The organism is Pseudomonadota bacterium (genome assembly GCA_023229365.1).
In the GTDB taxonomy this organism is placed as follows: Bacteria; Myxococcota_A; Polyangia; order JAAYKL01; family JAAYKL01; genus JALNZK01.
Genome location: JALNZK010000004.1, coordinates 25,865 through 48,605, shown reverse-complemented (window position 1 = coordinate 48,605; position 22,741 = coordinate 25,865). Strand labels below are relative to the sequence as shown.

Annotated in this window: 21 protein-coding genes; 11 read left to right on the top strand and 10 right to left on the bottom strand. The window is 68.7% G+C overall.

The annotated features are described in order from the left end of the window. Positions 1 to 18: 18 nt before the first annotated feature. Complete coding sequence (locus M0R80_04655) at positions 19 to 303, bottom strand: HU family DNA-binding protein (GenBank protein ID MCK9458909.1); 285 nt, start codon at positions 301 to 303, stop codon at positions 19 to 21. A gap of 624 nt (positions 304 to 927) precedes the next feature. Between M0R80_04655 and M0R80_04650 the strand changes: the two genes are divergently transcribed. Continuing rightward, positions 928 to 1,212, top strand: a complete 285-nt coding sequence (locus M0R80_04650; GenBank protein MCK9458908.1) for a hypothetical protein — start codon at positions 928 to 930, stop codon at positions 1,210 to 1,212. Between the two features lie 16 nt (positions 1,213 to 1,228). Continuing rightward, positions 1,229 to 1,582, top strand: coding sequence for a hypothetical protein (locus M0R80_04645; protein MCK9458907.1), 354 nt, complete (start codon positions 1,229 to 1,231; stop codon positions 1,580 to 1,582). Positions 1,583 to 1,590: 8 nt separating this feature from the next. Here M0R80_04645 and M0R80_04640 read toward each other — a convergent pair whose 3' ends face one another. Beyond that, entirely contained in the window at positions 1,591 to 2,205 is a 615-nt protein-coding gene (locus M0R80_04640) for a hypothetical protein (GenBank protein ID MCK9458906.1), read from the bottom strand. 112 nt (positions 2,206 to 2,317) lie between these two features. Between M0R80_04640 and M0R80_04635 the strand changes: the two genes are divergently transcribed. After that, positions 2,318 to 3,466 (top strand): hypothetical protein, encoded by a 1,149-nt coding sequence (locus M0R80_04635; protein ID MCK9458905.1) that lies wholly within the window; start codon positions 2,318 to 2,320, stop codon positions 3,464 to 3,466. 15 nt (positions 3,467 to 3,481) lie between these two features. On the opposite strand, the gene M0R80_04630 is transcribed toward M0R80_04635, so the two are convergent. Both M0R80_04630 and M0R80_04625 read right to left on the bottom strand, forming a co-directional pair. Next, positions 3,482 to 5,146, bottom strand: a complete 1,665-nt coding sequence (locus tag M0R80_04630; GenBank protein ID MCK9458904.1) for a thioredoxin domain-containing protein — start codon at positions 5,144 to 5,146, stop codon at positions 3,482 to 3,484. A 5-nt stretch (positions 5,147 to 5,151) separates the two neighbouring features. After that, positions 5,152 to 6,360: a DNA recombination protein RmuC gene (locus M0R80_04625; protein MCK9458903.1), complete on the bottom strand. Its 1,209-nt coding sequence runs from the start codon at positions 6,358 to 6,360 to the stop codon at positions 5,152 to 5,154. 92 nt (positions 6,361 to 6,452) lie between these two features. On the opposite strand from M0R80_04625, the gene ettA reads away from it, so the two are divergent. The 3 genes from ettA (at position 6,453) to M0R80_04610 (ending at position 9,611) form a co-directional block, all read left to right on the top strand. Beyond that, a complete protein-coding gene (gene ettA, locus M0R80_04620; protein MCK9458902.1) occupies positions 6,453 to 8,138 on the top strand; it encodes an energy-dependent translational throttle protein EttA in 1,686 nt (561 codons plus the stop codon). Positions 8,139 to 8,151: 13 nt separating this feature from the next. Continuing rightward, positions 8,152 to 8,766, top strand: coding sequence for a hypothetical protein (locus M0R80_04615; GenBank protein ID MCK9458901.1), 615 nt, complete (start codon positions 8,152 to 8,154; stop codon positions 8,764 to 8,766). A 146-nt stretch (positions 8,767 to 8,912) separates the two neighbouring features. Then, a complete protein-coding gene (locus tag M0R80_04610) occupies positions 8,913 to 9,611 on the top strand; it encodes a methyltransferase domain-containing protein (GenBank protein ID MCK9458900.1) in 699 nt (232 codons plus the stop codon). A 44-nt stretch (positions 9,612 to 9,655) separates the two neighbouring features. On the opposite strand, the gene M0R80_04605 is transcribed toward M0R80_04610, so the two are convergent. After that, positions 9,656 to 10,387: a DNA alkylation repair protein gene (locus tag M0R80_04605; GenBank protein ID MCK9458899.1), complete on the bottom strand. Its 732-nt coding sequence runs from the start codon at positions 10,385 to 10,387 to the stop codon at positions 9,656 to 9,658. A gap of 53 nt (positions 10,388 to 10,440) precedes the next feature. Next, positions 10,441 to 10,590, bottom strand: coding sequence for a hypothetical protein (locus M0R80_04600; GenBank protein MCK9458898.1), 150 nt, complete (start codon positions 10,588 to 10,590; stop codon positions 10,441 to 10,443). Between M0R80_04600 and M0R80_04595 the strand changes: the two genes are divergently transcribed. From M0R80_04595 to M0R80_04580, 4 genes are read left to right on the top strand one after another with little or no spacing between them, the layout of a single operon-like run. Continuing rightward, the gene (locus tag M0R80_04595) at positions 10,589 to 11,551 is read left to right on the top strand and encodes a PEGA domain-containing protein (protein MCK9458897.1); all 963 of its coding nucleotides are present in this window, start codon (positions 10,589 to 10,591) and stop codon (positions 11,549 to 11,551) included. The genes M0R80_04600 and M0R80_04595 overlap by 2 nt on opposite strands. Before the next feature lie 2 nt (positions 11,552 to 11,553). Then, a complete protein-coding gene (locus M0R80_04590; protein MCK9458896.1) occupies positions 11,554 to 12,594 on the top strand; it encodes a hypothetical protein in 1,041 nt (346 codons plus the stop codon). 7 nt (positions 12,595 to 12,601) lie between these two features. Next, positions 12,602 to 15,148 (top strand): CehA/McbA family metallohydrolase, encoded by a 2,547-nt coding sequence (locus M0R80_04585; GenBank protein ID MCK9458895.1) that lies wholly within the window; start codon positions 12,602 to 12,604, stop codon positions 15,146 to 15,148. Between the two features lie 34 nt (positions 15,149 to 15,182). Continuing rightward, complete coding sequence (locus M0R80_04580; GenBank protein MCK9458894.1) at positions 15,183 to 17,669, top strand: MMPL family transporter; 2,487 nt, start codon at positions 15,183 to 15,185, stop codon at positions 17,667 to 17,669. 240 nt (positions 17,670 to 17,909) lie between these two features. Here the strand turns inward: M0R80_04580 and M0R80_04575 are convergent, their stop codons facing one another. Beyond that, positions 17,910 to 20,093 carry an oligopeptide transporter, OPT family gene (locus M0R80_04575; protein ID MCK9458893.1) on the bottom strand — a complete coding sequence of 728 codons (2,184 nt, stop codon included), beginning with the start codon at positions 20,091 to 20,093 and terminating at the stop codon, positions 17,910 to 17,912. A 21-nt stretch (positions 20,094 to 20,114) separates the two neighbouring features. Continuing rightward, positions 20,115 to 21,296 (bottom strand): M24 family metallopeptidase, encoded by a 1,182-nt coding sequence (locus M0R80_04570; protein ID MCK9458892.1) that lies wholly within the window; start codon positions 21,294 to 21,296, stop codon positions 20,115 to 20,117. Positions 21,297 to 21,401: 105 nt separating this feature from the next. Here M0R80_04570 and M0R80_04565 point away from each other — a divergent pair, with 105 nt between their 5' ends. Beyond that, positions 21,402 to 22,148, top strand: a complete 747-nt coding sequence (locus M0R80_04565; GenBank protein MCK9458891.1) for a DTW domain-containing protein — start codon at positions 21,402 to 21,404, stop codon at positions 22,146 to 22,148. Positions 22,149 to 22,161: 13 nt separating this feature from the next. Here M0R80_04565 and M0R80_04560 read toward each other — a convergent pair whose 3' ends face one another. Then, positions 22,162 to 22,419: a type II toxin-antitoxin system RelE/ParE family toxin gene (locus M0R80_04560; GenBank protein MCK9458890.1), complete on the bottom strand. Its 258-nt coding sequence runs from the start codon at positions 22,417 to 22,419 to the stop codon at positions 22,162 to 22,164. Then, on the bottom strand, positions 22,406 to 22,639 hold the full coding sequence (locus M0R80_04555) for a ribbon-helix-helix protein, CopG family (protein ID MCK9458889.1): 234 nt from the start codon (positions 22,637 to 22,639) through the stop codon (positions 22,406 to 22,408). The genes M0R80_04560 and M0R80_04555 overlap by 14 nt, the downstream gene beginning before the upstream one ends. Between the last annotated feature and the right edge of the window lie 102 nt (positions 22,640 to 22,741).

The following is a 22,741-nucleotide window of genomic DNA, read 5'->3' as shown; positions in this document are numbered from 1 at the left end:
CTTCATCGGTGTCGGGCCTCACTTGCCCATGAAATCCTTCAGCGCCTGCGCCGGGCGGAAGCCGACCGTCGTCTGCGCCTTGATCTTGATCTTCTCGCCGGTCTGCGGGTTGCGGCCGCTGCGGGCGGCGCGCTTCTTCTTGTTGAACGTTCCGAAGCCCGGGAACGAGAAGCGCTCGTCCTTGCGGATCGCCTTCTTGAGCTGCTCGAAGGTCTCGTCGATCACGGCCGTGACCGCCTTCTTCGACACGTCGCTGAGCGCCTTGTTCTGGGAAACCGCGTTGATCAAATCAGCCTTCGTCATTTTATCACTCCCTTGGTTGTTTTCGTGGGAACACTATGTGTTTTCCCCCACTTCTGTTTGACCGATCCTTATGTTCGGAAATCCGCATCGTCAAGGAAAAAGTGAAATACCCCATCGAGATTCTCCGCGCCAATGCTCGCCCATATGGCCTTCAAGACCGGAAAACCTTATGAATTCTAGTCCGCAGCGATCAACCTGAAGATTTCCTTTTGTTTAAAAGGGCGAGCATCGTTCGCCATCTTTGACAATCGAAATGGGCCTTGTTTTTAAACGGTTTCCGCGATCGCCCTTCGGATATCTCTCTTGAATTCTGCGTTTGCGGGCCTCCAATCGCTGAAGATCAACCAGGGCGCGGCGTTATCCGATGCCATCTCGGGAAACGCTCAATTTGCAAGGGTTCTAGCCGCGGCAAGCCCTTCGAAACCGTACCGCCTTCCCTGAAATATTCCGCGATGAAAAGCGGACCCCGCATTCATCGTCCCAATGCGATAATATATATATCAGTTCCAATTGGATCCCGATCGCAGGCGCGGCCCGACGGCGATACCCGTTGAAAACGCGCCCCACTTCGCTATGCTGCTCTGCGGACGCCATGCGAGCGAAGGGGGTTTGCACGCCATGTCGATGAAGCGCACCAAACAGCGCGGCGCTGCCGCCGGACGCCGATCGGGCGATTACGCCGGGTTCGGCGGCTCCAAGGACAAGGAGCCGGACAAGAGCTGGAAAGAGGACGTGGCGGAGCAGCCGGACAGCTCGTTCGTTCCGTACGCACTCACCAACCACTACGCGAAGGGCACCCTGCTCGCGCACTCCACGTTCGGGAAGGGGCTCGTCGTCAACGTGGACGGCGCCCGCGTCGAGGTGCTCTTCGAGGCCGGCACGAAGAAGCTCGGGCACGCCCTGGGTTGAGGGGCGCGTCGCCTTGGTGAACAAGATCCCAGGGCCGCTCGGCCCGCCCGAGACCGCGGCCGTCGAGAGCGCTGCGGCCGCCGGCGCGGAACAGCTCGCCGCCATCGACTCCCCGTCCCGCGCGGCCGAAGCCGCGGCCACGGACGCGGTGACGCGCATCGCCGAGGAGGTCACCCAGGGGCGCATCTCCCGCGAGGAGGCGGTGCAGCGGATCGTCGGCGAGGCGCTCGACTCCGAGGTCGTGCGCGCGGCGCCCGCCGAGCTGCGCGCGGAGATCTCCGCGGCGCTCGAGGCGCTCGTCGCGACCGATCCCACCCTACAGTCGCTCGTCCGCGGCCTCGGCTCCGCGCGATCCCGAGAGGGAGCCTGACGCCCGCCTCAATTCACGTCGAGTAGGCGGTCGTAGTCGGCCGGCGCGCACCCGATCGCGCCGTACCGCGCCGCGCGCTCCCGGAGGTAGTCCTCGACGATCTGCAGCGCCTCGTGCCGCGCGGCGAACGTGAAGAACTCGTCCTCCGGAATCGGCGGCGCGGCCGCGAGCCGCTCGTGGACCACCGCCGTGAGCTCGGGTGCGGTGACGAGCGCGCCGGACCAGTCCTCGAACGGTTCGCCGAAGAGCGCCTCCGCGGCGACGCCCGCCGGGTTGAAGCGCAGGAAGATCTCCTCGAACTCGAGCGCCCAGCGGTGCGCGTCCCCGGAGGTGAAGCGCCAGCGACACGGGAAGGCACGGCGGATCGTCTCGCCGAAGTAGGCGCCGATGGTCGGCGCGAGCAGGTGCATCGCGGCCGAGCGCCGCGAGTGGCCCGGCGGCGGCAGCTCGCCCTCCCCCTCCTCCGTGAGCACGGAAGACACGAAGAGATCGAGCACCGAGATCGTGTCGACCGAGTAGTCCAGCTCGAACCCGAGCCTGTGCCGCACGTGCAGCACGCACCTCTCGGCGAGCCCGCGGATCTCCTCCGGCGCCTCCTCGATCCGGTCCCGGTCGTCCGCCATCGCGATCCCTCCCGCGCGCTTCCTTGGCCCGGCGCCCCGCCGAAGGGGGCGTTGCCCGCGCGTGAACAAGCGAGATACACTAGCGGCCGTTCACGGACAAGGAGGGAACGACGTGAAGCGCTCGATCATCATGCTCCTCACCGCGTCGATCGCGGCGCTCCCGTCGTGCGGCAATGAGACGCCGCCGTCACTCGCGCCCGGAGATCCGTCGGGCGAGGACGCGGGCGACGAATGCCCGGATCCCGGAACCGACGCGGACACCGACGCCGATTCGGACTCCGACGCCGATTCGGACACCGACACCGGCGCCGACGCCGGCGCGGACGCGGGTCCGGACACCGACACCGCGATGGAGGGCAATTGCCCTTGGTTCTGCGCGGACTTCGTGGACGAGTACTCGTGCTCCGGCACGCTGAACCCGCCCTCGGCCGTGTACAACCCGAACTTCGCGTGCGCGACCGAGGATCGCGTTTGCTGCCAGCCCGTCGGCGCGCCCGGCGGGATTACGTACTGCGGCGATCAGGCGGGGTACTCGTGCGAGGTCGACTGCACCGGCGAGTGGCAGGAGCCCACGACCGCGTACTTCTGCAACTCGGCCACGGCGACGTGTTGCCAGGACACGCAGCCCGGGTGCACGGAGATAGGCGGCGTGTGCGTCAACATCTGGAGCTCCTGCCCGACCGACTACGCCGAGGTGGATCTGAGCTGCGGCCTCCTGCAGACCTGCTGCGCGCCGCCACAGTGCCCGTGGGCGTGCGAGGTGTTCACCGACGAGTACACCTGCTCCGAGTCGCTCGACCCGCCGACCGCGATCCACAACTACGAGTGGACGTGCCTCGATGCGGACGAGATCTGCTGCCAGCCCGTCGGCGCGGCGGACGGCCTCACCGAGGCGTGCGGCGATCAGGCGGACATGGAGTGCCGCGACGGCTGCCTGAGCTACGAGGCGCAGCGCACCGAGTACTTCTGCAACCTGGCGACGCGCATGTGCTGCGAGGATCTGCGGGTGCCGTGCGCCGACCTCGGCGGCTCGTGCGAGTCGTGGTGGACCTGCCCGGACGGCACGCAGATGAACCAGGGCGGGATCTGCGACGGGCTGTCCGAGGTGTGCTGCACCGAGATCGACCCGTCGAACACCTGCGAGCTCGGCGGCGGCGCGTGCGTCGAGTGGGGCGTGAGCTGCCCGCTGCTCATGATCCCGTCGCCGACCGTGTCGTGCGGCACGTGGACCCAGATGTGCTGCGAGTGGAGCTGGGGCTAGCGGCGCGATCGATTGTCACTCGCAGGCGGCGCCGTCCGACGCTCCGTGGTCCGACTCCTCGGCCTCGACGATCGGCGTACGGCACCCGGCGGCGGCGCCGTTCCTCGTGCAGAATGCGGCGCGGATCCCCTCGGCGGTCCGCCCCCCCAAAGGGTGCTTCTCGTTGAGCAGGAAGGTCGGGCTCGCGTCGGCGCCCGCGGCTTCGGCGGCCGCGAAGCTCGCGGCGAGGAGCGCGCGGCCCTTCTCCCCCTCGGCGCACTTCGCGATCGCCTTGGCGCTCATCCCCTGGGGCACGCAGGATCGCCAATCGTCGCGCCGTCCGGCCGCGGCGCGGCACACGGCGTACTCCATGAACCTGTACCGCTCGCCGTAGAGCTCCTGGGCGCACGCGAGCCGGAGATCCTCCGCGACCTCCTCCTCGCCGTGCATCGACCGGGGCGCGCCATCCTCCCCCGTGGTCCCGATGAACGCGATCCGCAGATCCACCTGTCTTCTGTCGCGCCCCATGTGCTCGAGGAACGCGTCGACCGCCGGCAGCAGATCCATCGCGTACGGGCACCGGCTCATGATGAACAGATCCAGCCGGCCGCGCTTCTCCTCGCGGCACGCGAGGGCGCCCGTGCACGCGTCGTCGGCGCAGTCGATCGCGCCGTCGTCGTCCTCGTCCAGCCCGTTGTCGCAGAGCTCCGCGAGCGGATCCCGGCCCTCTCCCATCGGCATGAGGTAGCCGCGCCCGAACCGGACGAGGTAGTCCTCCAGCCTGGACCTGACGAAGGTGAGCTCGTCGATCGCGCCGTCCACGATGAGCAGCGGGAGGTGCTTCGGCCCGGCGGCCACACCGATGAGCTCGTACAGCCGCCGACCCTCCGAGCTGCGGAAGTCGACCCGCGCGATCGCGAGCTGGGGCACGAGCGCCTCGAGGAACACGATCTCCCGCTCCACGTCGCACGCGTCGGGGTCGGTGCACCGGCTGTCCGCGAGCAAAGTCGCGGCGACGGGCAAAGGCGGCTCGACCGCAACGCACGCCTTGGGACGCGTCTCCTCTCTCCCGGCGCCGTAGCAGATCTGGGCGAGCAGCGCCTCGCGCGTCCTTTCGCCGAAGTACGGCCTGTCGTCGACGAAGATCATCGGCGCGGCGCGCACGCCCGCGGCGGCGCTCGCGGCGATCGACATCCCGAGCTCCTCGCGCCCCGAGCCGTCCTCGACGCACGTTTCGACCTCCGCCGCGTCGATCCCGGCGCGCTCGGCGCAGGTCCGCCACCCGCCGGGGAGCGCGTGCCACCTCGAGCCCTCGTACTCGCACTCGAGGAACTCGAACCAGGCGTCCTCGCGCGTCGCGCTGCGCCCCGCGCACAGCTCGATCGTCGCGGCGGCGACCTCGGCGTCGTCGTCCGACAGATCGGGCGCGCCGTCGGCGCCCAGCGCCCCGACGAAGCCGACCGAGATTCCGAGCGCGCCGTTCAGCTCGCGGCGCAGGGGCAAAAGGACGCGGAAGAGCTCCGCGCAGTGCGGGCAGCGCGCCATCATGAACACCACGGCGCGAGCGTGGAGCGGCGCCCGCTCGAGCTCCCCGCCTTCGATCTTCTTCCCGGGCTTCGCGATCTCGGGGCGCGGCGCGCCGCACCCGAAGAGCGCCGTTGCGGCGAGCGCGGCGGCGAGGGCGACGGACGACGCGCGCATGGGCGTCACGGCTCGTCGCTCCTTTCGCTCAGCTCCCTGGGCATCTGCTTCTTCGCCTTCACGCCGAGCTCGACGAGCTTCTTCGCCTGGCCCACGAGGTTGCCCGTGCCCGCGATCAGCTTCCCCTCGGCGTCGTCGTAGGCCGCGCGCGCGTCGTCGATCTGCTTGCCGATCCGCCGGAGATCCTCGACGAAGCCGACGAGCTTGTCGTACAGGAGCTGGCCGCGCTCCGCGATCTCGAGCGCGTGCCGGTTCTGGTGCTCGGTGCGCCAGATCGAGGCGACCATCCGCAGGGTGAGCAGCAGCGTGGACGGGCCGACGAGCGCCACCCGGCGCGCGAAGGCGTCCTCGATGAGCGCCGCGTCCTCGGCGGCGGCGGCGATGAGCGCGGGCTCGTTCGGGACGCACATGACGACGAAGTCGAGCGACGAGATCCCCGCGAGATCGTCGTAGCTCTTCTCGCTCAGGCCCTTGACGTGGGCGCGGACCGAGTCGACGTGCCGCTTGAGCGCGGCGCGCCGCTCCTCGTCGGTCTCGGCGGCCGTATACTCCGTGAACGCGACGAGCGAGACCTTGGAGTCGACGACCACGTCGCGCCCCTCGGGCAGGTGGACGATGACGTCCGGGTAGCGCGCCTGCGCGCCGCCGCACCGCTCGTGGAGCCGCACCTGCGTCTCGTACTCGCGGCCGTTCGCGAGCCCCGACTGCTCGAGCACCCGCTCGAGCACGAGCTCGCCCCAGTTGCCGCGCACCTTCGCGTCGCCCTTGAGCGCGCGCGTGAGGGCGATCGCGTCCTCCCCGATCTTCTGGTTCAGATCCTTGAGGTGGCGGATCTCCTGCAGGAGGGAGGCCCGGCCCTGCGCCTCCTTGTCGTAGACGTCCTCCACCTTCTTCTTGAACTCGCCGATCTGCAGGCGCAGCGGATCGAGCATCTCGCCGAGCCGCTCCTTGCTCTCGGCCGCGAACCGGCTGCTCCTTTCGTCGACGATCTGCGCGGCGAGGCTGCGGAACTGTTCGGCCAGGCTCTCCCGCGCCCCCGCGATGAGCGCGAGCTTCTCCTCCGTGCTCCGCTTCTCCTGATCGAGCGCCGCCCTGAGCCGCTCCGCCTCGGCCGCCGCCTCGTCGGCCCGGCGCCTTCGGCCAGAAAGCCAGAGCGCGGCGAACGCGGCGGCGACGGCCGCGAGCGCCATCAACGCGACGACGACCGGGCTCACCGCTGCGCTCCGTCGTTTCCCATGCGCGAACCGTAGCATGGCGGGCCGAATTTGCTTAGAATTCGAATCCCCAAAGCGGGGAGGAGCAAGCCATGAGCCACCAGTTCGTCTTCACCATGCAGAACGTGCGGAAGGTCTACCCGCCGGACAAGGCCGTGATCAAGGGGATGACCCTCGCCTTTTTGCCCGGCGCGAAGATCGGCGTGATCGGCTCGAACGGCGCCGGCAAGAGCACGCTGCTCAAGATCATGGCCGGCGTCGAGACCGAGTTCTTCGGCGAGACCTGGCACCCGGACGGCATCCGCATCGGCTACCTGCCGCAGGAGCCGCGGCTCGACGAGACGACCGACGTGCGAGGCAACGTGGAGAAGGCGGTCGCCGCGACGCGCGCGCTCCTGGACCAGTACAACGACCTCAACATGAAGCTGTGCGAGGAGCTCTCGCCGGACGAGATGGAGAAGGTGCTCGCCGAGGTCGCCGAGGTGCAGGACAAGATCGAGGCGGCGAACGCCTGGGAGATCGACCGCGTCGTCGACGTGGCGATGGAGGCGCTCCGGCTCCCGCCCGGGGACGCGGACGTCAAGGTGCTCTCCGGCGGCGAGAAGCGCCGCGTGGCGCTCTGCCGCCTCCTGCTCGAGCGGCCGGACATGCTGCTCCTCGACGAGCCGACGAACCATCTCGACGCCGAGACGGTCGCGTGGCTCGAGCGGCACCTGCAGGAGTACCCGGGGACCGTGATCTCGATCACGCACGATCGCTACTTCCTCGACAACGTCGCGGGCTGGATCCTCGAGATGGATCGCGTCGAGGGGATCCCGTGGAAGGGGAACTACAGCTCGTGGCTCGAGCAGAAGGAGAAGCGGCTCGGCGTCGAGGAGAAGCAGAAGACCGCGCGGCGCCGCTCGCTGGAGCGCGAGCTCGAGTGGGTGCGCATGAACCCCAAGGCGCGGCAGGCGAAGAGCAAGGCGCGCGTCGCGGCGTACGAGCGGCTCCTCAACGCGGATCAGTCGGCGGAGGAGCGGGAGCGCGCGGTGGAGATCTCGATCCCGGCGGGGCCGCGGCTCGGCGGCGAGGTCGTGGTCGCGGACAAGCTGTGCAAGGGGTACGGCGATCGGCTGCTCATCGACCGGCTCGACTTCCGGCTCCCGCCCGGCGGCATCGTCGGCATCGTCGGCGCCAACGGGACGGGCAAGACGACGCTGCTCCGCATGATCACCGGACAGGAGACGCCGGACGCGGGCAAGCTCGTGGTCGGCGAGACCGTGCAGCTCGCGTACGTCGATCAGAGCCGGGACTCGCTCGACGGCGACAAGAGCGTGTGGCAGGAGATCTCGGGCGGCGCGGACTCGCTCAAGATCGGCACCCGCGAGGTGAACAGCCGGGCGTACGTCTCGTGGTTCAACTTCAACGGCTCGGATCAGCAGAAGAAGGTCGGCGCTCTCTCGGGCGGCGAGCGCAACCGCGTGCACCTCGCCAAGCTGCTCAAGAGCGGCGGCAACCTCCTGCTCCTCGACGAACCGACGAACGATCTCGACGTGGACACGCTGCGCGCGCTCGAGGACGCGCTGCTCGGGTTCGCCGGGTGCGCGGTGGTCGTGAGCCACGATCGCTGGTTCCTCGACCGCATCGCGTCGCACATCCTCGCGTTCGAGGGCGACAGCCAGATCGTCTGGTTCGAGGGCAACTTCGACGCGTACGAGGAGGACCGCCACCGCCGCTTGGGCGCCGCGGCCGACCAGCCCCACCGCGTGAAGTACCGCCCGCTCGTGAAGGGGTAGGGGAAGGGTGCCCATGACGAAGGAGGCGCGTCCGAGCAAGGTGGGAGAGATCGTCGACACCATGATCCATTCCAGCAGGTTCGGCGACGACGTCCTCGACACGACTCGAAAACGGGACGCCTGGACCCGGTTCGCTGCCGCGCACGATGGCGAATTCGGAATCAAAACGACCGTCGACCACACCTACATGACTTTCCATTTGGCGATTCCGTTTTCCGACTCGCAAATCGTTTTCGTCGAAACCGACACTCGCCCGCTCAAGCTGAGCTTTCTCGTCCCTTCCGACGACGGCTTCCGGTTCACGATCTGGCCGCAGGACTTCGCCGACGCGTTGATGCATTTCTTCGGCGCGCAGGACGTGGTGATCGGCGACGAGGAGTTCGACAAGGCGTTCGTGATCAAGGCCAACGACGAGCGCCGCGTGAAGCGCCTGCTCGAGAGCCGGGAGATCAAATCGTTCCTGCTCGCCGGGCGCGACCTGTCCATCGGGACCGAGACATCGGAAGGGAAGACGTACTTGCGCATGACCGCGAATCGGACGACCGAGACCGAACCCGAGCTGAATTCTTTGTTCTCGTTTTTCTGCACAGTGATTCAGAGGCTCCACGAAACGGGAGCAACGCCATGATCGCCATCGGCGAGCTGCTCGTCTTCCTGCTGCTCGGCGCGCTCGTCGTGACCCCCGCGATCCTGATCCCGGTGCTGGTGAACAGGGCGAGGAGAAGAAGGAAGTAGGGAGTGGACGGAGTGGACGGAATGGACGGAGTGGACGAAATGGACAAGAAGAAAAGAACGACTGGGATGCTCGGGGTGACGGTGATCGCGCTGCTCGCGGTCGCCTGCGGCGGGGGCGAGGCGAAGCCCCACCACGGCGGCCACGGGATGACGCACGACTTCAGCGACGTCGACAAGTGGGTCGCGGCGTTCGACGACCCGGCGCGCGCCGAGTGGCAGAAGCCGGAGCACGTGATCGCGCTCATGGAGATAGCGGAGGGCATGACCGCGGCCGACATCGGCGCCGGCACGGGCTACTTCCTCCCGTACCTCTCGCGGGCGGTTGGCCCGGGCGGGAAGGTGCTCGGGCTCGACGTCGAGCCGAACCTCGTGGACCACATGACGAAGCGCGCGGCGAAGGAGGGGCTCGCCAACGTCGCGGCGCGCGCCGTCGCGCCGGATGATCCCGGGCTCGAGCCCGCGAGCGTGGACCGCGTGCTGATAGTCGACACCTGGCACCACCTCCCGGACCGCGTCGCGTACGCCAAGAAGATCGCCGCCGCGCTCACGCCGTCGGGCCGGCTCACCATCGTCGACTTCACTCTCGAGAGCGATCGCGGCCCGTCGCCTAAGCACAAGCTCTCCGAGGAGGCGCTGATCGCCGAGCTCGCCGCCGGCGGCCTCGTCGCGCGTGTTGTCGAAGAGGATCTACCGGATCAGTACGTCGTCGAAGGACGCCTGCAGGTTTCAGCGCCCTAGCCTTCCCCTGTCCACTCCGTCCACTTGGTCCGCTCTGTCCACCGTCAGATCGTCCCCTTGAGGTACGCCTGGCGCTTGGGCTCCTCGAACTTCTCGATGGCGTAGCGCAGCATGGTGCGCGGCATTCCCTTGTAGCGCTTCTTCAAGAACGCCTCTTCGGCTTCGCGGTCGCGCTGCCCGACCTCCCGCAGCATCCAGCCGACCGCCTTGTGGATGAGGTCCTCGCGATCGCCTATCAGGACGGCGGCGATCCGCAGCGCGTCGTCGAAGTCGTTGCGGCGGATGAAACGGAACGCCGCGATCATCGCGATGCGCCGGTCCCAGAGGCTCCCGGAGCGGGCGAGCGCGTACAGCGGCGCGCGGTCGCGGTCCTGGAGATAGCCGCCGACGATCTGCGCCGCGCTCGAGTCCACCAGATCCCAATTGTCGATGTGCGCGGTGCTCGCGAGGTACAGCTCGTAGATCCTCCGCCGCAGGGCGGCGTCCTCGCTCCGCTCGAACCTGTGCACGAGCAGGAGCAGCGCGAGCATCCGCTCCTCGTGCACCGAGGAGGCGAGCAGCGCCTCGGCACTCGCGAGCTCGAACCCCTTGTGCTCCCGGACGAGCGCGCGGATCCGCGGCACCTTCACGCCGATGAAGACGTCGCCCTCGCCGTACTCGCCCGGCCCGGTCTTGAAGAACCGCTGGAGAATCGCGATCTGTTTCGGATCGGCCAGCTCCCGCAACCGGGCGCGCAGCGCTGAGACCTCGGGAGTCGCACCCTTCGCCTTCGCCATGGGTTCCCCTTCCAGCGTTCGATCATAGCAAATCGCGCCGCGCGAAAAGAGAGCTAAACCGGCGCCGCCCGGCGGTACGAGATCGGCTCGGCGCCGCAATGCTCCTTGAGGAACGCCCCGACCGGCGCTAACTTCTCCCTCTCGACGTCGAGGCGCGCCGCGGGACGGCGCCACACAGGTCCGCCGGAGGAAAACACGATCATGGGCTCTCTCGAACGAACTCACCGCGCGCTCGTCGCGCTTGCGCTCGCCGGGGCGGCGGCCTTCGGGACCGCCGCGGTCGCCGCGGAGGAAACCGAGGACGTCGCGGCAAAGGAGGCCCGGGCGCACTACCAGCAGGGCGTGGAGCTCTACGAGGCCGGCAAGTTCGATCAGGCCTCGGTCGCGTTCGAGCGGGCGTACGAGATCCGCCCGCACTTCAAGATCCTGTGGAACATCGCGCAGGTCGAGAACGAGCTCGGGCACTACGCGGCCGCCCACGCGGCCTACTCCCGCTACCTGGAGGGAGGGGGTGGCGAGATCCCCGCGGAGCGCCGCGCCGAGGCCGACGCGGAGATCGCGCGGCTCGGCACCCTGGTCGGCACGGTGGCCGTGGAGTCCGGCGTCGACGGCGCCACGGTGTTCGTGGACGGCAAGAAGCGGGGGACGACGCCGCTCGCGGGCCCGATCCCTCTCGATCTGGGCGATCACGAGATCTCCGTCCGGCTCGAAGCCGAGGAGCTCCACCGCGAGGTCGTCCGGGTGGCGGGCGGCCGGCGGGTCGTCGTGACCGTGGCGGCGGGCGGGACGCGGGACGACGGCGCAGGCTCGCCCGATCGGGCGGCCGAGAACGGGCGGCGCGTCTGGACGTGGGTCGCCCTGGGGGTCGGCGCGGCGGCCGGAATCGCGGGCGGCGTCCTGGGCGGAGTCGCGCTGTCGAAGAAGAACGAAATCGACGGGAGCTGCGTCGCCGGGCAGTGCCCGCCCCGGTATGAGGACGACGCCGACCGGGTGGAACGCCTGGCCCTGGGCGCGGACATCCTGTTCGGGGTGGCGGCGGCCGGGGTGATCACGGGCGTCGTCCTGTTCTTCGTCGAGCCCAAAATGGGATCCGAGGAACGAACCGTCGTGGCCCCCGTGGTCTCCAACGATGCGGCCGGTCTCGCGGTCGTCGGGAGGTTCTAGCCGTGAAGACGATTATCATTCTCATGCTCCTCGCGCTGGTGTGCGGCTGCAGCGTCGTGGCGTCCATGGACGGATACGGCTTCGATCTGGATAGCGGCACCGCGGACACGGACGGCGATTCCGATTCGGATGCGGACACCGACACCGATTCAGATACCGATTCGGACGTGTGCCCCGCTGGGACCCACGCGTGCGTGGAGGACACGGTCGCTGGCTGGAACGGCCCGTCGGTCCTGTACCTGGGCGCCGCGGCGTCCACGCTCCCGGCGTGCGGGGGGGACTACCCGGAGGCGGGAATCGACGCGCTCACGGAGCTCACCGTGCCGTCCTCCACGTGCGACTGCGGCTGCGGGGACGCCGCGGGCGTGACGTGCGCGGGCAGCGGCACCTTGGAGTATCACGGCACGACCTCCACCTGCGACACCTCCTCCCCCTCGTTCTGGTACCTCAGCGCGGCGTGCACGAACCTCGGCGGCGAGATCTTCGGCGGTCGCTACTACAGCTTCGACTCCTCGGGCCTGATCGTGGCCGGCGGCAGCTGCCCGGTCGAGAGCGTCGAGGTGATCCCGCCCGTGGAGCTCGCCACCCGCCTCATGACCTGCGGCGGCGCGACGGACGCGGGCGGCTGCACGGGCGGCGCATTGTGCCTGCCCGTTCCCGAGCCGCCGTTCGAGGGGGAGCTGTGCATCTGGAGGTCCGGCGAGGTCCTGTGCCCGTCCGGGAGCGCCTACGATCAGCGGTCGATGCGCTATACCGACTACAGCGACACCCGCGACTGTGCGACCTGCACCTGCGGCAGCCCGGCCGGGAGCTGCGCCGGATCCTCGGTCACGCTCGTGGATCTCGCCGGCTGCGCCACGGGCTACGTCGAGCTCGCGGATCTGCCCGGCTCCGAAACGTGCGTCCTCTCCTCGAGCGCGGCGATGACCCGGGCGGCCATCCTCGACAAGGTCGCCGACACCGCGTGCACGGCGTCCGCCGCTTCCCTGGAAGGGAGCGTCGTCGAGAACACCCCTATCACCATCTGCTGCATGGCGCCGTGAGCGAGGCATGACCAACCCGTGCCGCCAGAGGCGCTTGCCGCCATCCCTCCTCGCGATCCCCGCCGCACTCGCCTTCGCCGCGTTCGTCGCGCTCGGGCCGAGCTGCTCGGACGCGCTGCGCAGGCCGCTCGCGGGCGGCGGCGCGGTGGTGTGGCGCATCGGATCGACCAAGAACCCGCCGATCACGCCGGTCAAAGGCCGCGAGGGCGACTTCGTGCTCATGAGCGCGTCGATCGCCGTGCTCGTCGCGGGAGACGAGGACGATCCGCGGCTCGAGCATCGCGAGGGATCGATTGTCGGCGTCGTGACCTCCGCGGCCGAGGGCGGCGAGCTCGACGAGCTGCGGCCCGTCGTTCGCGTGGACGGGAAGGAGGTAGCGCTCGCGGTGACCCGCGTCCGCGCCGAGAAGCGCGACGGCAGGCCGGCGGTCGTGATCCGCGCGAGCGACGAGAAGGCGGGGATCGAGGCGACGACCCGCGTGGAGCTCGCGCCCTCGGGTCCGTACGCCGTGATCGAGACGGCCGTCAGGAACACGGGCGACGCGGCGCTGCCCGCGGTGCAGGTCGGGGATCGGGTGGCCTGGCCGGACGGACACACGTTCGCGCCCGGTTTGGGCTTCGCGGCCGAGCCTGGAACGGCCGAGGCCCGGTGGATCGGCCGACGCGGTGAGGCGGCCTCGTACGCGCTCGCGTTCCCGGGAGACGCGCCCACCATAACCTTCGAGTTCGAGCCGCACGGGCCGATGGGCGCCGCGGCCGCCACCGCTCCAGCGCCGCTTCCCAAGGGCGCGTGGAGGACGTGGCGACGCACGCTCGTCGTCGTGCCGGGCGGGCTCGAGCGCGCGGCGCGCGAGGCGTGGATCGCGCTCGGAGAGCCGCTCGGGGAGATCCGCGGCGTGCTGGCGCCGGCGCCGGCGTGGGTCTCCATCGAGGTCTCCCGGCCCGAGGGAGGACCGTCCCTGGTCGCCGAAGCGGCCGCGGACGGAGCGTTCGCCGTCTGGATCCCGGCCGGGCGGTACGAGATCGTCGCGCGGACCCCTGGCGGCGAGGATCGGTTGTCCGTCGACGTGCGACCGGAAGAGGTCGCCGTGGCCGCGCTCACCCCGCCGACGCCGGGCGTGCTCCGGTTCCGCGTCACCGACGCAGGAGGGACGCCGATCCCGGCGCGCCTCGTGCTCCGCGGCGTGTCGTCGACCCCGGATCCGAAGCTCGGCCCGCGCTGGTCGGCGCGCGGGGCCGACAACATCGTCTACGCCGCTCGCGGCGAGGGCACGGTCGAGCTGCCGATCGGGAAGTACCGCGTCACGGCGATGCACGGCCTCGAGCACGCGATCGCGACCGAGACGATCGCCGTGGCCGAGGACAAGGGCGCGGTGCTCCGCGTCGCGCTCGAGCGCGCGTTCGACACGCCGGGCTGGACCGCCGCCGAGTTCCACCTCCACGCGGAGCCGAGCTTCGACTCGTCCGTGACGCTCCCGGATCGCGTCACCTCGCTGCTCGCCGAGGAGCTCGGGTTCGCGGTCGCTACCGACCACAACGTCGTCACCGACTACGGGCCGGCGATCGCACAGCTCGGCGCCTCGGCCGCCCTCGGCTCGGCCCGCGGCGTGGAGGTGACCACCGAGGATCCGCAGTGGGGCCACTTCAACGCCTGGCCGTACCCCGCGGGCGAGCCGATCCCGCCGTTCGCGGGCCAGACGCCGCGCACCCTGTTCGCCGCGATCCGCGAGGCCGCGCCGGGCGCGATCCTCCAGGCCAACCACCCGCGGATGGTGGAGTACAACATCGGCTACTTCGGCCTCGGCGGGCTCGACGCGAAGACCGGCGTCGCCTCGAACCCCGAGTACTCGCCCGACTTCGACGCCGTCGAGTTGTGGAACGGGATGGACAACAACGACATGACGGTCACGCGGCGCAACGTGACCGAGTGGTTCGACCTGCTGAACCTGGGGCGACGCTACACGGCGACCGGGGGCTCGGACTCCCACGTCCTCATCTACCAGTGGGCCGGCTTCCCGCGGAACTACGTGCGCGTCCAGGACGCCGGCGGGCCGCCTTCTCCAGAGGCGATGGCCGACGCGGTGCGCGCGGGCCGCGTTCAGGTGACCTGCGGGCCGTTCATCACGCTGTCGGCCGGCGGAGGCGCGCCCGGCGATCTCGTCGCGGCGACGGACGGGCGGATCCAGGTCGACGTGGAGGTGCGCGCCGCGTCGTGGATCGACGTGGACACGATCGAGCTCTGGGTCAACGGCGAGCTCGCGGCCGAGGGCGCGCTCGGCGCGGGGACGAAGGGCGCGGTGCGCGGACGCCTGGGCCTGCGCCTGCCCGTCGCGCGCGACTCCTGGATCGTGGCGATCGCGCGGGGCGACGATCCTATGACCGAGGTGCTCCCGTTCACGAAGCTGCAGCCGTTCGCCTTCACGAACCCCGTGCTCGTCGACGCCGACGGCGACGGCAGGTTCTCGGCGCCGAACGCCGGCGGGGAGGAGCGCGCCCCGGACGCCGGCGCAGGGCTCGAAGGCGCCCGGGACGCGGGTTTGGCGGCCGCGCGCTGAAGACAATTCCCGGGGTTCATGATAAGAGCGCAGCATGATCAACCGATTCTCGGTGCGCCTCGCCGCGCTCATCTGCAGGCACCCGTGGCTCGTGGTCGCGATCGGGCTCGCGCTCTCCGCCGCCGGCGGCTTCTTGACGACCAAGATCGGGATCCACTCGAACTTCGCCGACCTCCTCCCGGACCAGTCGCCCGCGGTGCGGGACCTCAAGTCGATCAACAAGCGGATCGGCGGACGCGGCACGCTCATGGTCCAGGTCGCGGGCAAGAACCTCCCCGCGATGGAGCGGTTCGCCGACGCCCTGGTCTCGAAGATGAGGGCCTACCCGCCGGAAGAGGTCCTCTACATCGAGTACAAGGTCGACACGCAGAAGGCCTTCTTCGACAAGAACAAGTTCCTGTACGTCGAGACCGACGAGCTGACCAAGCTCAGGGACGAGGTGCAGGCGCGCGTCGACGAGGAGATCGCCAAGGCGAACCCGTTCTTCGTCGACCTGTCGTCGGACTCGGATGAGAAGAGGGAGAAGAAGCCCGCGTTCGATTTCAAGGCGAAGCGGGCGGAGTACGAGGACAAGCTCGACAAGTTCGACAAGTACCTCGACGGCTACCTGACCAACGCGGACGGCACGATGCTCGTCATCGTGATCAAGACGCCGGGCAGCAACACGGGCGTCAAGTTCGCGGAGCGGTTCACGAAGAAGGTCGAAGCCGAGATCGCGGCGCTCGATCCGAAGAAGTTCGATCCGAGCATCGAGGCGGAGCTCGCCGGCGAGCTGAAGGACCTCCCCGAGGAGTACAAGGCGCTGACGAACGACATCCTCGTGGTCTCCAACCTCTGCACCGTCCTCATCCTGCTATCCGTGTTCCTCTACTTCCGCTCGTTCAAGCTGCTGATCATCATGACGATCAACCTGATAGGCGCCCTCCTGACGACGTTCGGGATCGTCTACCTGCGCATCGGCTACCTCACCCAGGCGACCGCGTTCCTCGCGGCGATCGTGGCCGGCAACGGGATCAACTTCGGGATATACTTCCTGGCGCGCTTCATGGAGGAGCGCACGAAAGGCGGGGAGATCACCGACCGGCTCGCGCGCACCCTAAGCGGCACGATCCTCTCGGTCTCCACGGCGGCGCTCGCGGCGGGCACGGCGTACGCGTCGCTCATGGCCACGCAGTTCAAGGGGTTCAACCAGTTCGGCTTCATAGGCGGCGTCGGCATGGTCATATGCCTCGTGTACGCCCTGACCGTGGCGCCGGCGCTCACCGTGCTCATGGAGCGCCACTTCCCGTTCAAGGCGCTGTCCAAGGAGAAGCACGAGCAAGGGCGCATCTTCTCTGCGGCCTCGGCGTGGATCGTGACGCGCCACCCGCGCAAGGTGTTCTGGACCGGGGTCGTCCTCACGATCGCGTCGATCGTGTCGCTCGTCTTCTTCCTGCGCGATCCGTTCGAGTACGACTTCCGCAAGCTGCGCAACCAGGTCGCGGCGAAGGAGGGGTCGGGGAAGCGCAGCAACGACGCGGAGCAGATCCTCGGCCAGCGCAGCTCGCCGCACATCTTCCTCGCGGACGACGTCGACCAGGTGCCGAAGATCGAGAAGGCGCTCTCCCCGTACATGAAGACCGCCCCGAAGAAGAAGGACCGCGCCATCAAGGCGATCCGCTCGGTGCACGACTTCCTCCCGGCCTCGGTCGAGGAGCAGGAGAAGCGGATCGCGCTCCTCGGCGAGATCCGCGAGCTGATCCAGAACCGCGTGTGGAAGACGCTCAACAAAGAGGACAAGGTGGAGATCGAGCAGCTCACCCCGCCCGAAGATCTCAAGCCTATCACGATCGACAACCTGCCCGAGGAGATGCTCCGGCCGTACGTGGAGCTCGACGGCACGCGCGGCACGCTCATGTACGTCGACATGACCGGCAGCGTCTGGGACGGCCCGTCGATCTTCCGCTTCTCGCGCATCATCCGCGAGGTGAAGCTCGCCGACGGGAAGATCATCCGCTCCAGCGGCAAGGTCGTGATCTTCAACGACATGATCCGCCACGTGCAGACCGAGGGGCCGTGGGCCACACTGATCGCGTTCTCGGCCGTGATGGTGCTCCTCGTCGTGGTGTACAGGAACAAGCGCGACGTCTTCGTCCTCGCGGCGGCGATGATCACGGGGGTGCTCCTGATGATGGGGGCCGCGGTGGCGCTCAATCAGAAGATCAACTTCCTCAACTATATCGCCATCCCGATCAGCTTCGGCATCGGCGTGGACTACACGGTGAACCTCTACTCGCGCTTCAAGCAGGAGGGGCCGGGTTCCATCGACAGGGTGCTCCGCTCCACGGGCGGGGCGGTGATGATCACGAGCGCCACGACGATCCTGGGCTTCGGCGCCATGTGGTTCTCGATCAACGGCGCGATCAACAGCTTCGCCACGCTCGCCGTCCTCGGCGAGGTGGCCTGCCTGTCCGTCGCGACGCTGTTCGCGCCGGCCGCGTTCGTGCTTTTCATGAAGGGGCTGCCGAAGAAGGCGGCGTGACCCTTTTCCCGGACCCCTTCGAAACCTATCCCCCCCGGCCCCTTTCGAGACCTATCCCCCCAGCCCCCTTCGAAACCTATCCCCCCAGCCCCCTTCCCGAAACGGGAAGGGGGAATGAGAATGGAACGTTCGGATGAAAAGCACGGCTCGTTCCCAATTGAGTTGTCCCCCTTCCCCCGCGGGGAAGGGGCCAGGGGATGGGTTACGAGCGGCTCGGGGACGGGTCTACTCCGGCTGATCCTACTGCTGGGAGTCCTCTTCGCGGATCGTCTTCTTCGCGCCCCACATGGCGAGCAGGAAGCAGGCGAGCGCGAGCGCGCAGAGCATGACGAGGGAGAGGATCTGGCCGTTCTCGGCGTAGAACGTCTGGAACGCGTTCTGGGGCGGCATCTCCGCGAGCCCCGCGCCCTCGAGCTTCAGGCCCAGGCCGAGGCTGATGTGCTGGATCGGCGCGCCGATGTCCGGGAGCCGGAGCACGGCCGTGATGATGCCGAAGATCGCGGCGCCGGCCATGAGCCCCGAGGCGATCAGCGTGCCCTGCTCGGCGCGCGCCTGGCGGACCCGATCCGAGCCGCCGGTCTTCGACACGATCCAGGCGGTGAACGCCCCGAACAAGACAGCCATGTTGATGCCGAACGGCAGGTACATGCCGAGCGCGAACGCGAGCATCGGCACGCCGGCCATGTACAGGATGATCGCCATGATGGCGCCGAGCCCGTACAGGAGCCACGGCTGCTTGGCCGGATCGTCGAGCAGGCCGCGGCTCACCGCGGCGATCATGTTCGCCTGCGGCGCCGGGAGCTGATCCGTGTTGGAGACGAGGTTGCCCATCTCGTCCTTCATCGGCGCGCCGGACTCGTCCTTCTTCACGAAGCCGTAGCCCTTGTCCATCACCGGGATGACGAAGGCGACCACGAGCGCCGCGACCGCGAGCCCGAGGAACTTCCACCTCTGCTGCTGGCGCGGCGTGGCGCCGATCCAGTAGCCGATCTTGAAGTCCGAGATGAGCGCGCCCGACGTCGAGAGCGCGGTGCACACCGCGGTGCCCACGATGAGCGCCACGAACATGCCGCCCGCGCCCTTGAGCCCGAACGCCACGAGGATCGCGATGGTGATGACGACCGTGATGAGCGTCATGCCGGACACCGGGTTGACGCCCACGATCGCGATCGCCTGCGCCGCGACCGGCGTGAACAGGAACGACAGGAGGAAGCCGACGACCGCGCCGACCACGGCGTAGAGCAAAGCCTCGCCCCCCGAGTACGTGATCCCCGGCTCCTTGTCGGTGATCATCGCGACGACGAAGAACAGCACCGCGAACAGGAGCGCCATGCCGAGCTGGATGAGCAGCACGTTCTTGGGGTTCATGTCGGTCTGGGTGCGCGGTTCGTCGGCCGACACGGCGCCCTTCTTGAGCCCCTTGAAGCCGAGCGACACCGAGCCGACGACGATCTTGCCCATGCGGATGATGCCGATGAGCCCGGAGATCGCGATCGCGCCGATGCCGATCGGCTTGACGAACGTCGCGAAGATCTTGCCCGCGCCCATCTGCGAGACGTCGTGGGTCGCGCCCGCGAAGTCGAACGCGGTGAGCTGCGAGCCGAACACGTAGATGAGCGGCACGATGAGCAGCATCGCGAGCACCGAGCCGGCCGCGATGATCGACGCGTACTTGAGGCCGATGATGTAGCCGAGGCCGAACAGCGCCGCGAGGCCGAAGATGGTGATCTCGAACCGCGCGCCGGCCATCGCCTCGCCCGCGCCGCCGAGCACGGCCGTCGACGAGATCGCGGACGGCCACAGGTTCAACCCCTCGACGACGAAGTCGTAGGCGCCGCCCATGAGGAACGCGATGATCAGCACCTTGCCCGCGGTCGCGCCGGCCGACTCGCCGGAGCACAGGATCTCGTTGATCGCGGTCGCCTCCGGGAACGGCAGCTCGCCGTGCAGATCCCGCACGAAGTACTTGCGCAGCGGGATGATGAGCGCCACGCCGAGCGCGCCGCCGATGAAGCACGCGAGGAAGATCTGCCACCACTCCGGCACCAGGTTGTTGATGTAGATCGCGGGCACCAGGAACGCGGCGCCGGCCGCCACCACGCCCGAGGCCTGGCCGATCGACTGCACGATCACGTTCTCGAGGATCGTGCTGCGCACCTTGCGCAGCTTGCCGAAGAAGATCGCGAGGATCGCGATCGGGATCGCCGCCTCGATCGCGTTGCCGGCGCGCAGCGCCATGTAGATGCAAGCGGCCGAGAAGATGACGACCATGATGAGGCCCAAGCTGACGGACCACTTCGTCACCTCGGCGCGCGTGTCCTCGGCCGGGACGATCGGCACGTACACCTCGCCCGGCTTGAGCTTGGTGTACGCGTTCTCGGGCAGGATCTTGGTTCGTTTGGTCGGAGCGTTCAACTCACCCATGCTTCTCTCCTTGACCTCGGGTCAGCGCCCGATGAGCATGATCTCGGTCTGCGGCTTCGATAGATACCTGACGCCGTCCTCGGTGACGACGACGATCTCCTCCATGGTGGCCACGCCGTGATCCTTCACGTTGACGCGCGGTTCGATCGTATAGCACTGCCCGGCCTCGACGATCGCGTCCGGCTTGGTGCCGTACCGCTCCCAGCGCGGGCAGAGCAGCCCGGCGCCGTCGTGCGCCGCGCGCCCGATCTGGTGGCCGAGCGCGTGCGGGTACTCCTCGAATCCCAGCCCCGTGATGTGGCCGCGCGCCACCGCGTCCACCTCCACGCCACGGACGCCCGGCTTCATGAATTCGCCCGCCTTGCGGATCGCGTCGCGAACGGCATGGAACCCCTTCTGCACGATCGCGGGCGGCGCCTTCTCGCCCGGGCGGAGGCAGTACCAGGTGCGCTGCAGGTCCGAGCAGTACCCCTCGAACCGCATGCCGAAGTCGACGTTCATGAGGTGGCCGGGCTCCATGACCCGATCCGTCGGCCCGGCGTGCGCGCCCGCCGACTCCGGGCCGGTGAACACGGCCGGGCAGTGGTCCGCGTCCCACGCGCGCTCGAGCCCCTTCTCCTCCATGATCTCGACCATGATCGCGGCGATCTGCCTCTCCGTGAGGCCGGTCTCGAGCCGCCTGTCGAGCTGCGCGAACAGGTCGACCGTCTCGGCGCAGGCGCGCTCGATGCGGGCGAGCTCGGGCGCCGTCTTGCGCGACCGGAGCCGCGAGACGATCCCGTCGGCCGACACCAGCCGCGCGCCGTACGGCGTGCCCTCGAGGATCTTCTGGAGGAGCAGGAACTGGCCGTGCGTCAGGCCGTCGGACATCTCGTCGTCGAGGGAGAAGTCGATCGCGATCTTCTTCGGATCGACGCGCTTGAGCACCTCGACGAGCGGCCCGCTCACGCCCTGCACGTACGGCACGATCTCCTTGTAGTGGCCGAGCAGCTCGTGCGCGGCCTTGTCGAGGGAGCCGAGCACCGCGATCCTGTCGCCCTTCCGCGTCAGGATGAACGCCGACGCCCAGGTCACGTTGCCGCCGACCACGAGGTCGATGCACGGGTCGTGCACGGTCGCCGACTCGCGCGCGAAGATCATCCACGCGTCGACGTCGAGCTCCTGGAGGATGCCTATCGCCTGCTCGATCTTGGCCGAGATCATGGTGCGCTCCTCTCGTCGGAAAGGACGCACTAAGGTACGGGGGAACCGCGCCCGTGTAAAGGCGTGGACAACTCCGGCCGCGGCGGTCACTCTCGTCGTGCCGCCATGACCCGCGAGATGTGCTACCGCTGTTTCTGGCCGAAGCCGCTGTGCTGGTGCGGCTCCATCCAGCCGATGGAGACGGCGACGCGCTTCGAATTCCTGATGCACCCCAAGGAGTTCAAGCGGGTGAAGGCCGGCACGGGCCGCCTCACGCACCTCTGCCTCTCGAACAGCGAGATCCGCGTCGGCGTGGGCTTCGACGAGGACGCGGCGGTGCAGGCGCTGATCCGCGATCCCCTTTACGCCGCGGTGCTGCTCTACCCGGGCCCGGGCGCGCGAAACCTCTCCCAAGGCGACCCGCCGGTGGACGATCTGGGCGGGCGGCAGCTACTGGTTTTCCTCCTCGACGCGACGTGGCCCCTTGCGCGGAAGATGCTCCGCCTGAGCCCGAGCCTGCAACAGCTGCCGCGCGCCATGCTCACGCCGTCGACCCCGAGCCGCTTCGTGATCAAGCAGCAGCCGCACCTGGGATGCCTCTCGACGCTGGAGGCGACCCACGAGCTGCTCGTCGCCCTCGCGCGCGCAGGCCTCGACCGCTACCCGAATCCGGAGCAGCTGCTCGATCTCTTCGCGCGCATGCAGGACATCCAGATCCGCTGCGCCGCCGATCCGGAGAGGAAGGGGTATCGGCGCCGCCCTTACAGCGATCCCGCCGCGCGCGTGCCACACCAAGGTCGCAGCAGCCTGCGGCGGACGAAGCACCCGATCGCGCCGGAGGAGAATGCGACACCCGAGCCCGGGAAGGGCTGAGCCCGACCCCCTCCTACCGATACGCCTCGCGCCGATGCGCGACGCGCACGACGCAGACGACGAGCTTGTCGTCCTCGATGGTGTACAGCACGCGGTAGACGCCCTGGCGCAGGCGGTACTTCTCGCCGGCGGCGAGCTTCCTCGACTGCGGCGGCCGCGGGTCCACCGAGAGCGCCTCGATCGCCGCGAGGATCCGCTTGAGATCCTTCTTCGGGATCGCCTCGAGCTCCTTGAGCGCGGACCTCTTGAAGAAGACCTTATAGGCGCCCATTCTTCCGGAGTTCCTTGAGCGCTTTCTCGAACGAGATCTCCGGCTCGGCCGCGCGTGCCTCGAACGCCGCGAGGTCGTCCGCGTCCTCGGCGAGCGCCTGCAGGATCGCGTTGTTTACGATCTCCGACACGGACTGGGACGTCTCGATCGCCTTGAGCCGGAGCGCCTTGTGCAGCTTCGGCTCGAGGTAGATCGTCGTTCGCTGGGTCGGCCCTTCCATGGCGCACCTCGCCTCACGAAAGCATTGTGACGTCACAACGTTGTGATGTCAAGATGCCCTGGCGCCGCACGGCGCCGGCCCGGTTGTACGGCCGTTCGCGTC

Excerpts from the sequence above, each read along its gene's own strand:
- M0R80_04655 (MCK9458909.1), bottom strand. The coding sequence starts at position 303 with ATGACGAAGGCTGATTTGATCAACGCGGTTTCCCAGAACAAGGCGCTC.
- M0R80_04650 (MCK9458908.1), top strand. The coding sequence starts at position 928 with ATGAAGCGCACCAAACAGCGCGGCGCTGCCGCCGGACGCCGATCGGGC.
- M0R80_04640 (MCK9458906.1), bottom strand. The coding sequence starts at position 2,205 with ATGGCGGACGACCGGGACCGGATCGAGGAGGCGCCGGAGGAGATCCGC.
- M0R80_04630 (MCK9458904.1), bottom strand. The coding sequence starts at position 5,146 with ATGCGCGCGTCGTCCGTCGCCCTCGCCGCCGCGCTCGCCGCAACGGCG.
- ettA (MCK9458902.1), top strand. The coding sequence starts at position 6,453 with ATGAGCCACCAGTTCGTCTTCACCATGCAGAACGTGCGGAAGGTCTAC.
- M0R80_04615 (MCK9458901.1), top strand. The coding sequence starts at position 8,152 with ATGACGAAGGAGGCGCGTCCGAGCAAGGTGGGAGAGATCGTCGACACC.
- M0R80_04610 (MCK9458900.1), top strand. The coding sequence starts at position 8,913 with ATGGACAAGAAGAAAAGAACGACTGGGATGCTCGGGGTGACGGTGATC.
- M0R80_04605 (MCK9458899.1), bottom strand. The coding sequence starts at position 10,387 with ATGGCGAAGGCGAAGGGTGCGACTCCCGAGGTCTCAGCGCTGCGCGCC.
- M0R80_04595 (MCK9458897.1), top strand. The coding sequence starts at position 10,589 with ATGGGCTCTCTCGAACGAACTCACCGCGCGCTCGTCGCGCTTGCGCTC.
- M0R80_04600 (MCK9458898.1), bottom strand. The coding sequence starts at position 10,590 with ATGATCGTGTTTTCCTCCGGCGGACCTGTGTGGCGCCGTCCCGCGGCG.
- M0R80_04585 (MCK9458895.1), top strand. The coding sequence starts at position 12,602 with ATGACCAACCCGTGCCGCCAGAGGCGCTTGCCGCCATCCCTCCTCGCG.
- M0R80_04580 (MCK9458894.1), top strand. The coding sequence starts at position 15,183 with ATGATCAACCGATTCTCGGTGCGCCTCGCCGCGCTCATCTGCAGGCAC.
- M0R80_04575 (MCK9458893.1), bottom strand. The coding sequence starts at position 20,093 with ATGGGTGAGTTGAACGCTCCGACCAAACGAACCAAGATCCTGCCCGAG.
- M0R80_04570 (MCK9458892.1), bottom strand. The coding sequence starts at position 21,296 with ATGATCTCGGCCAAGATCGAGCAGGCGATAGGCATCCTCCAGGAGCTC.
- M0R80_04565 (MCK9458891.1), top strand. The coding sequence starts at position 21,402 with ATGACCCGCGAGATGTGCTACCGCTGTTTCTGGCCGAAGCCGCTGTGC.
- M0R80_04560 (MCK9458890.1), bottom strand. The coding sequence starts at position 22,419 with ATGGGCGCCTATAAGGTCTTCTTCAAGAGGTCCGCGCTCAAGGAGCTC.
- M0R80_04555 (MCK9458889.1), bottom strand. The coding sequence starts at position 22,639 with ATGGAAGGGCCGACCCAGCGAACGACGATCTACCTCGAGCCGAAGCTG.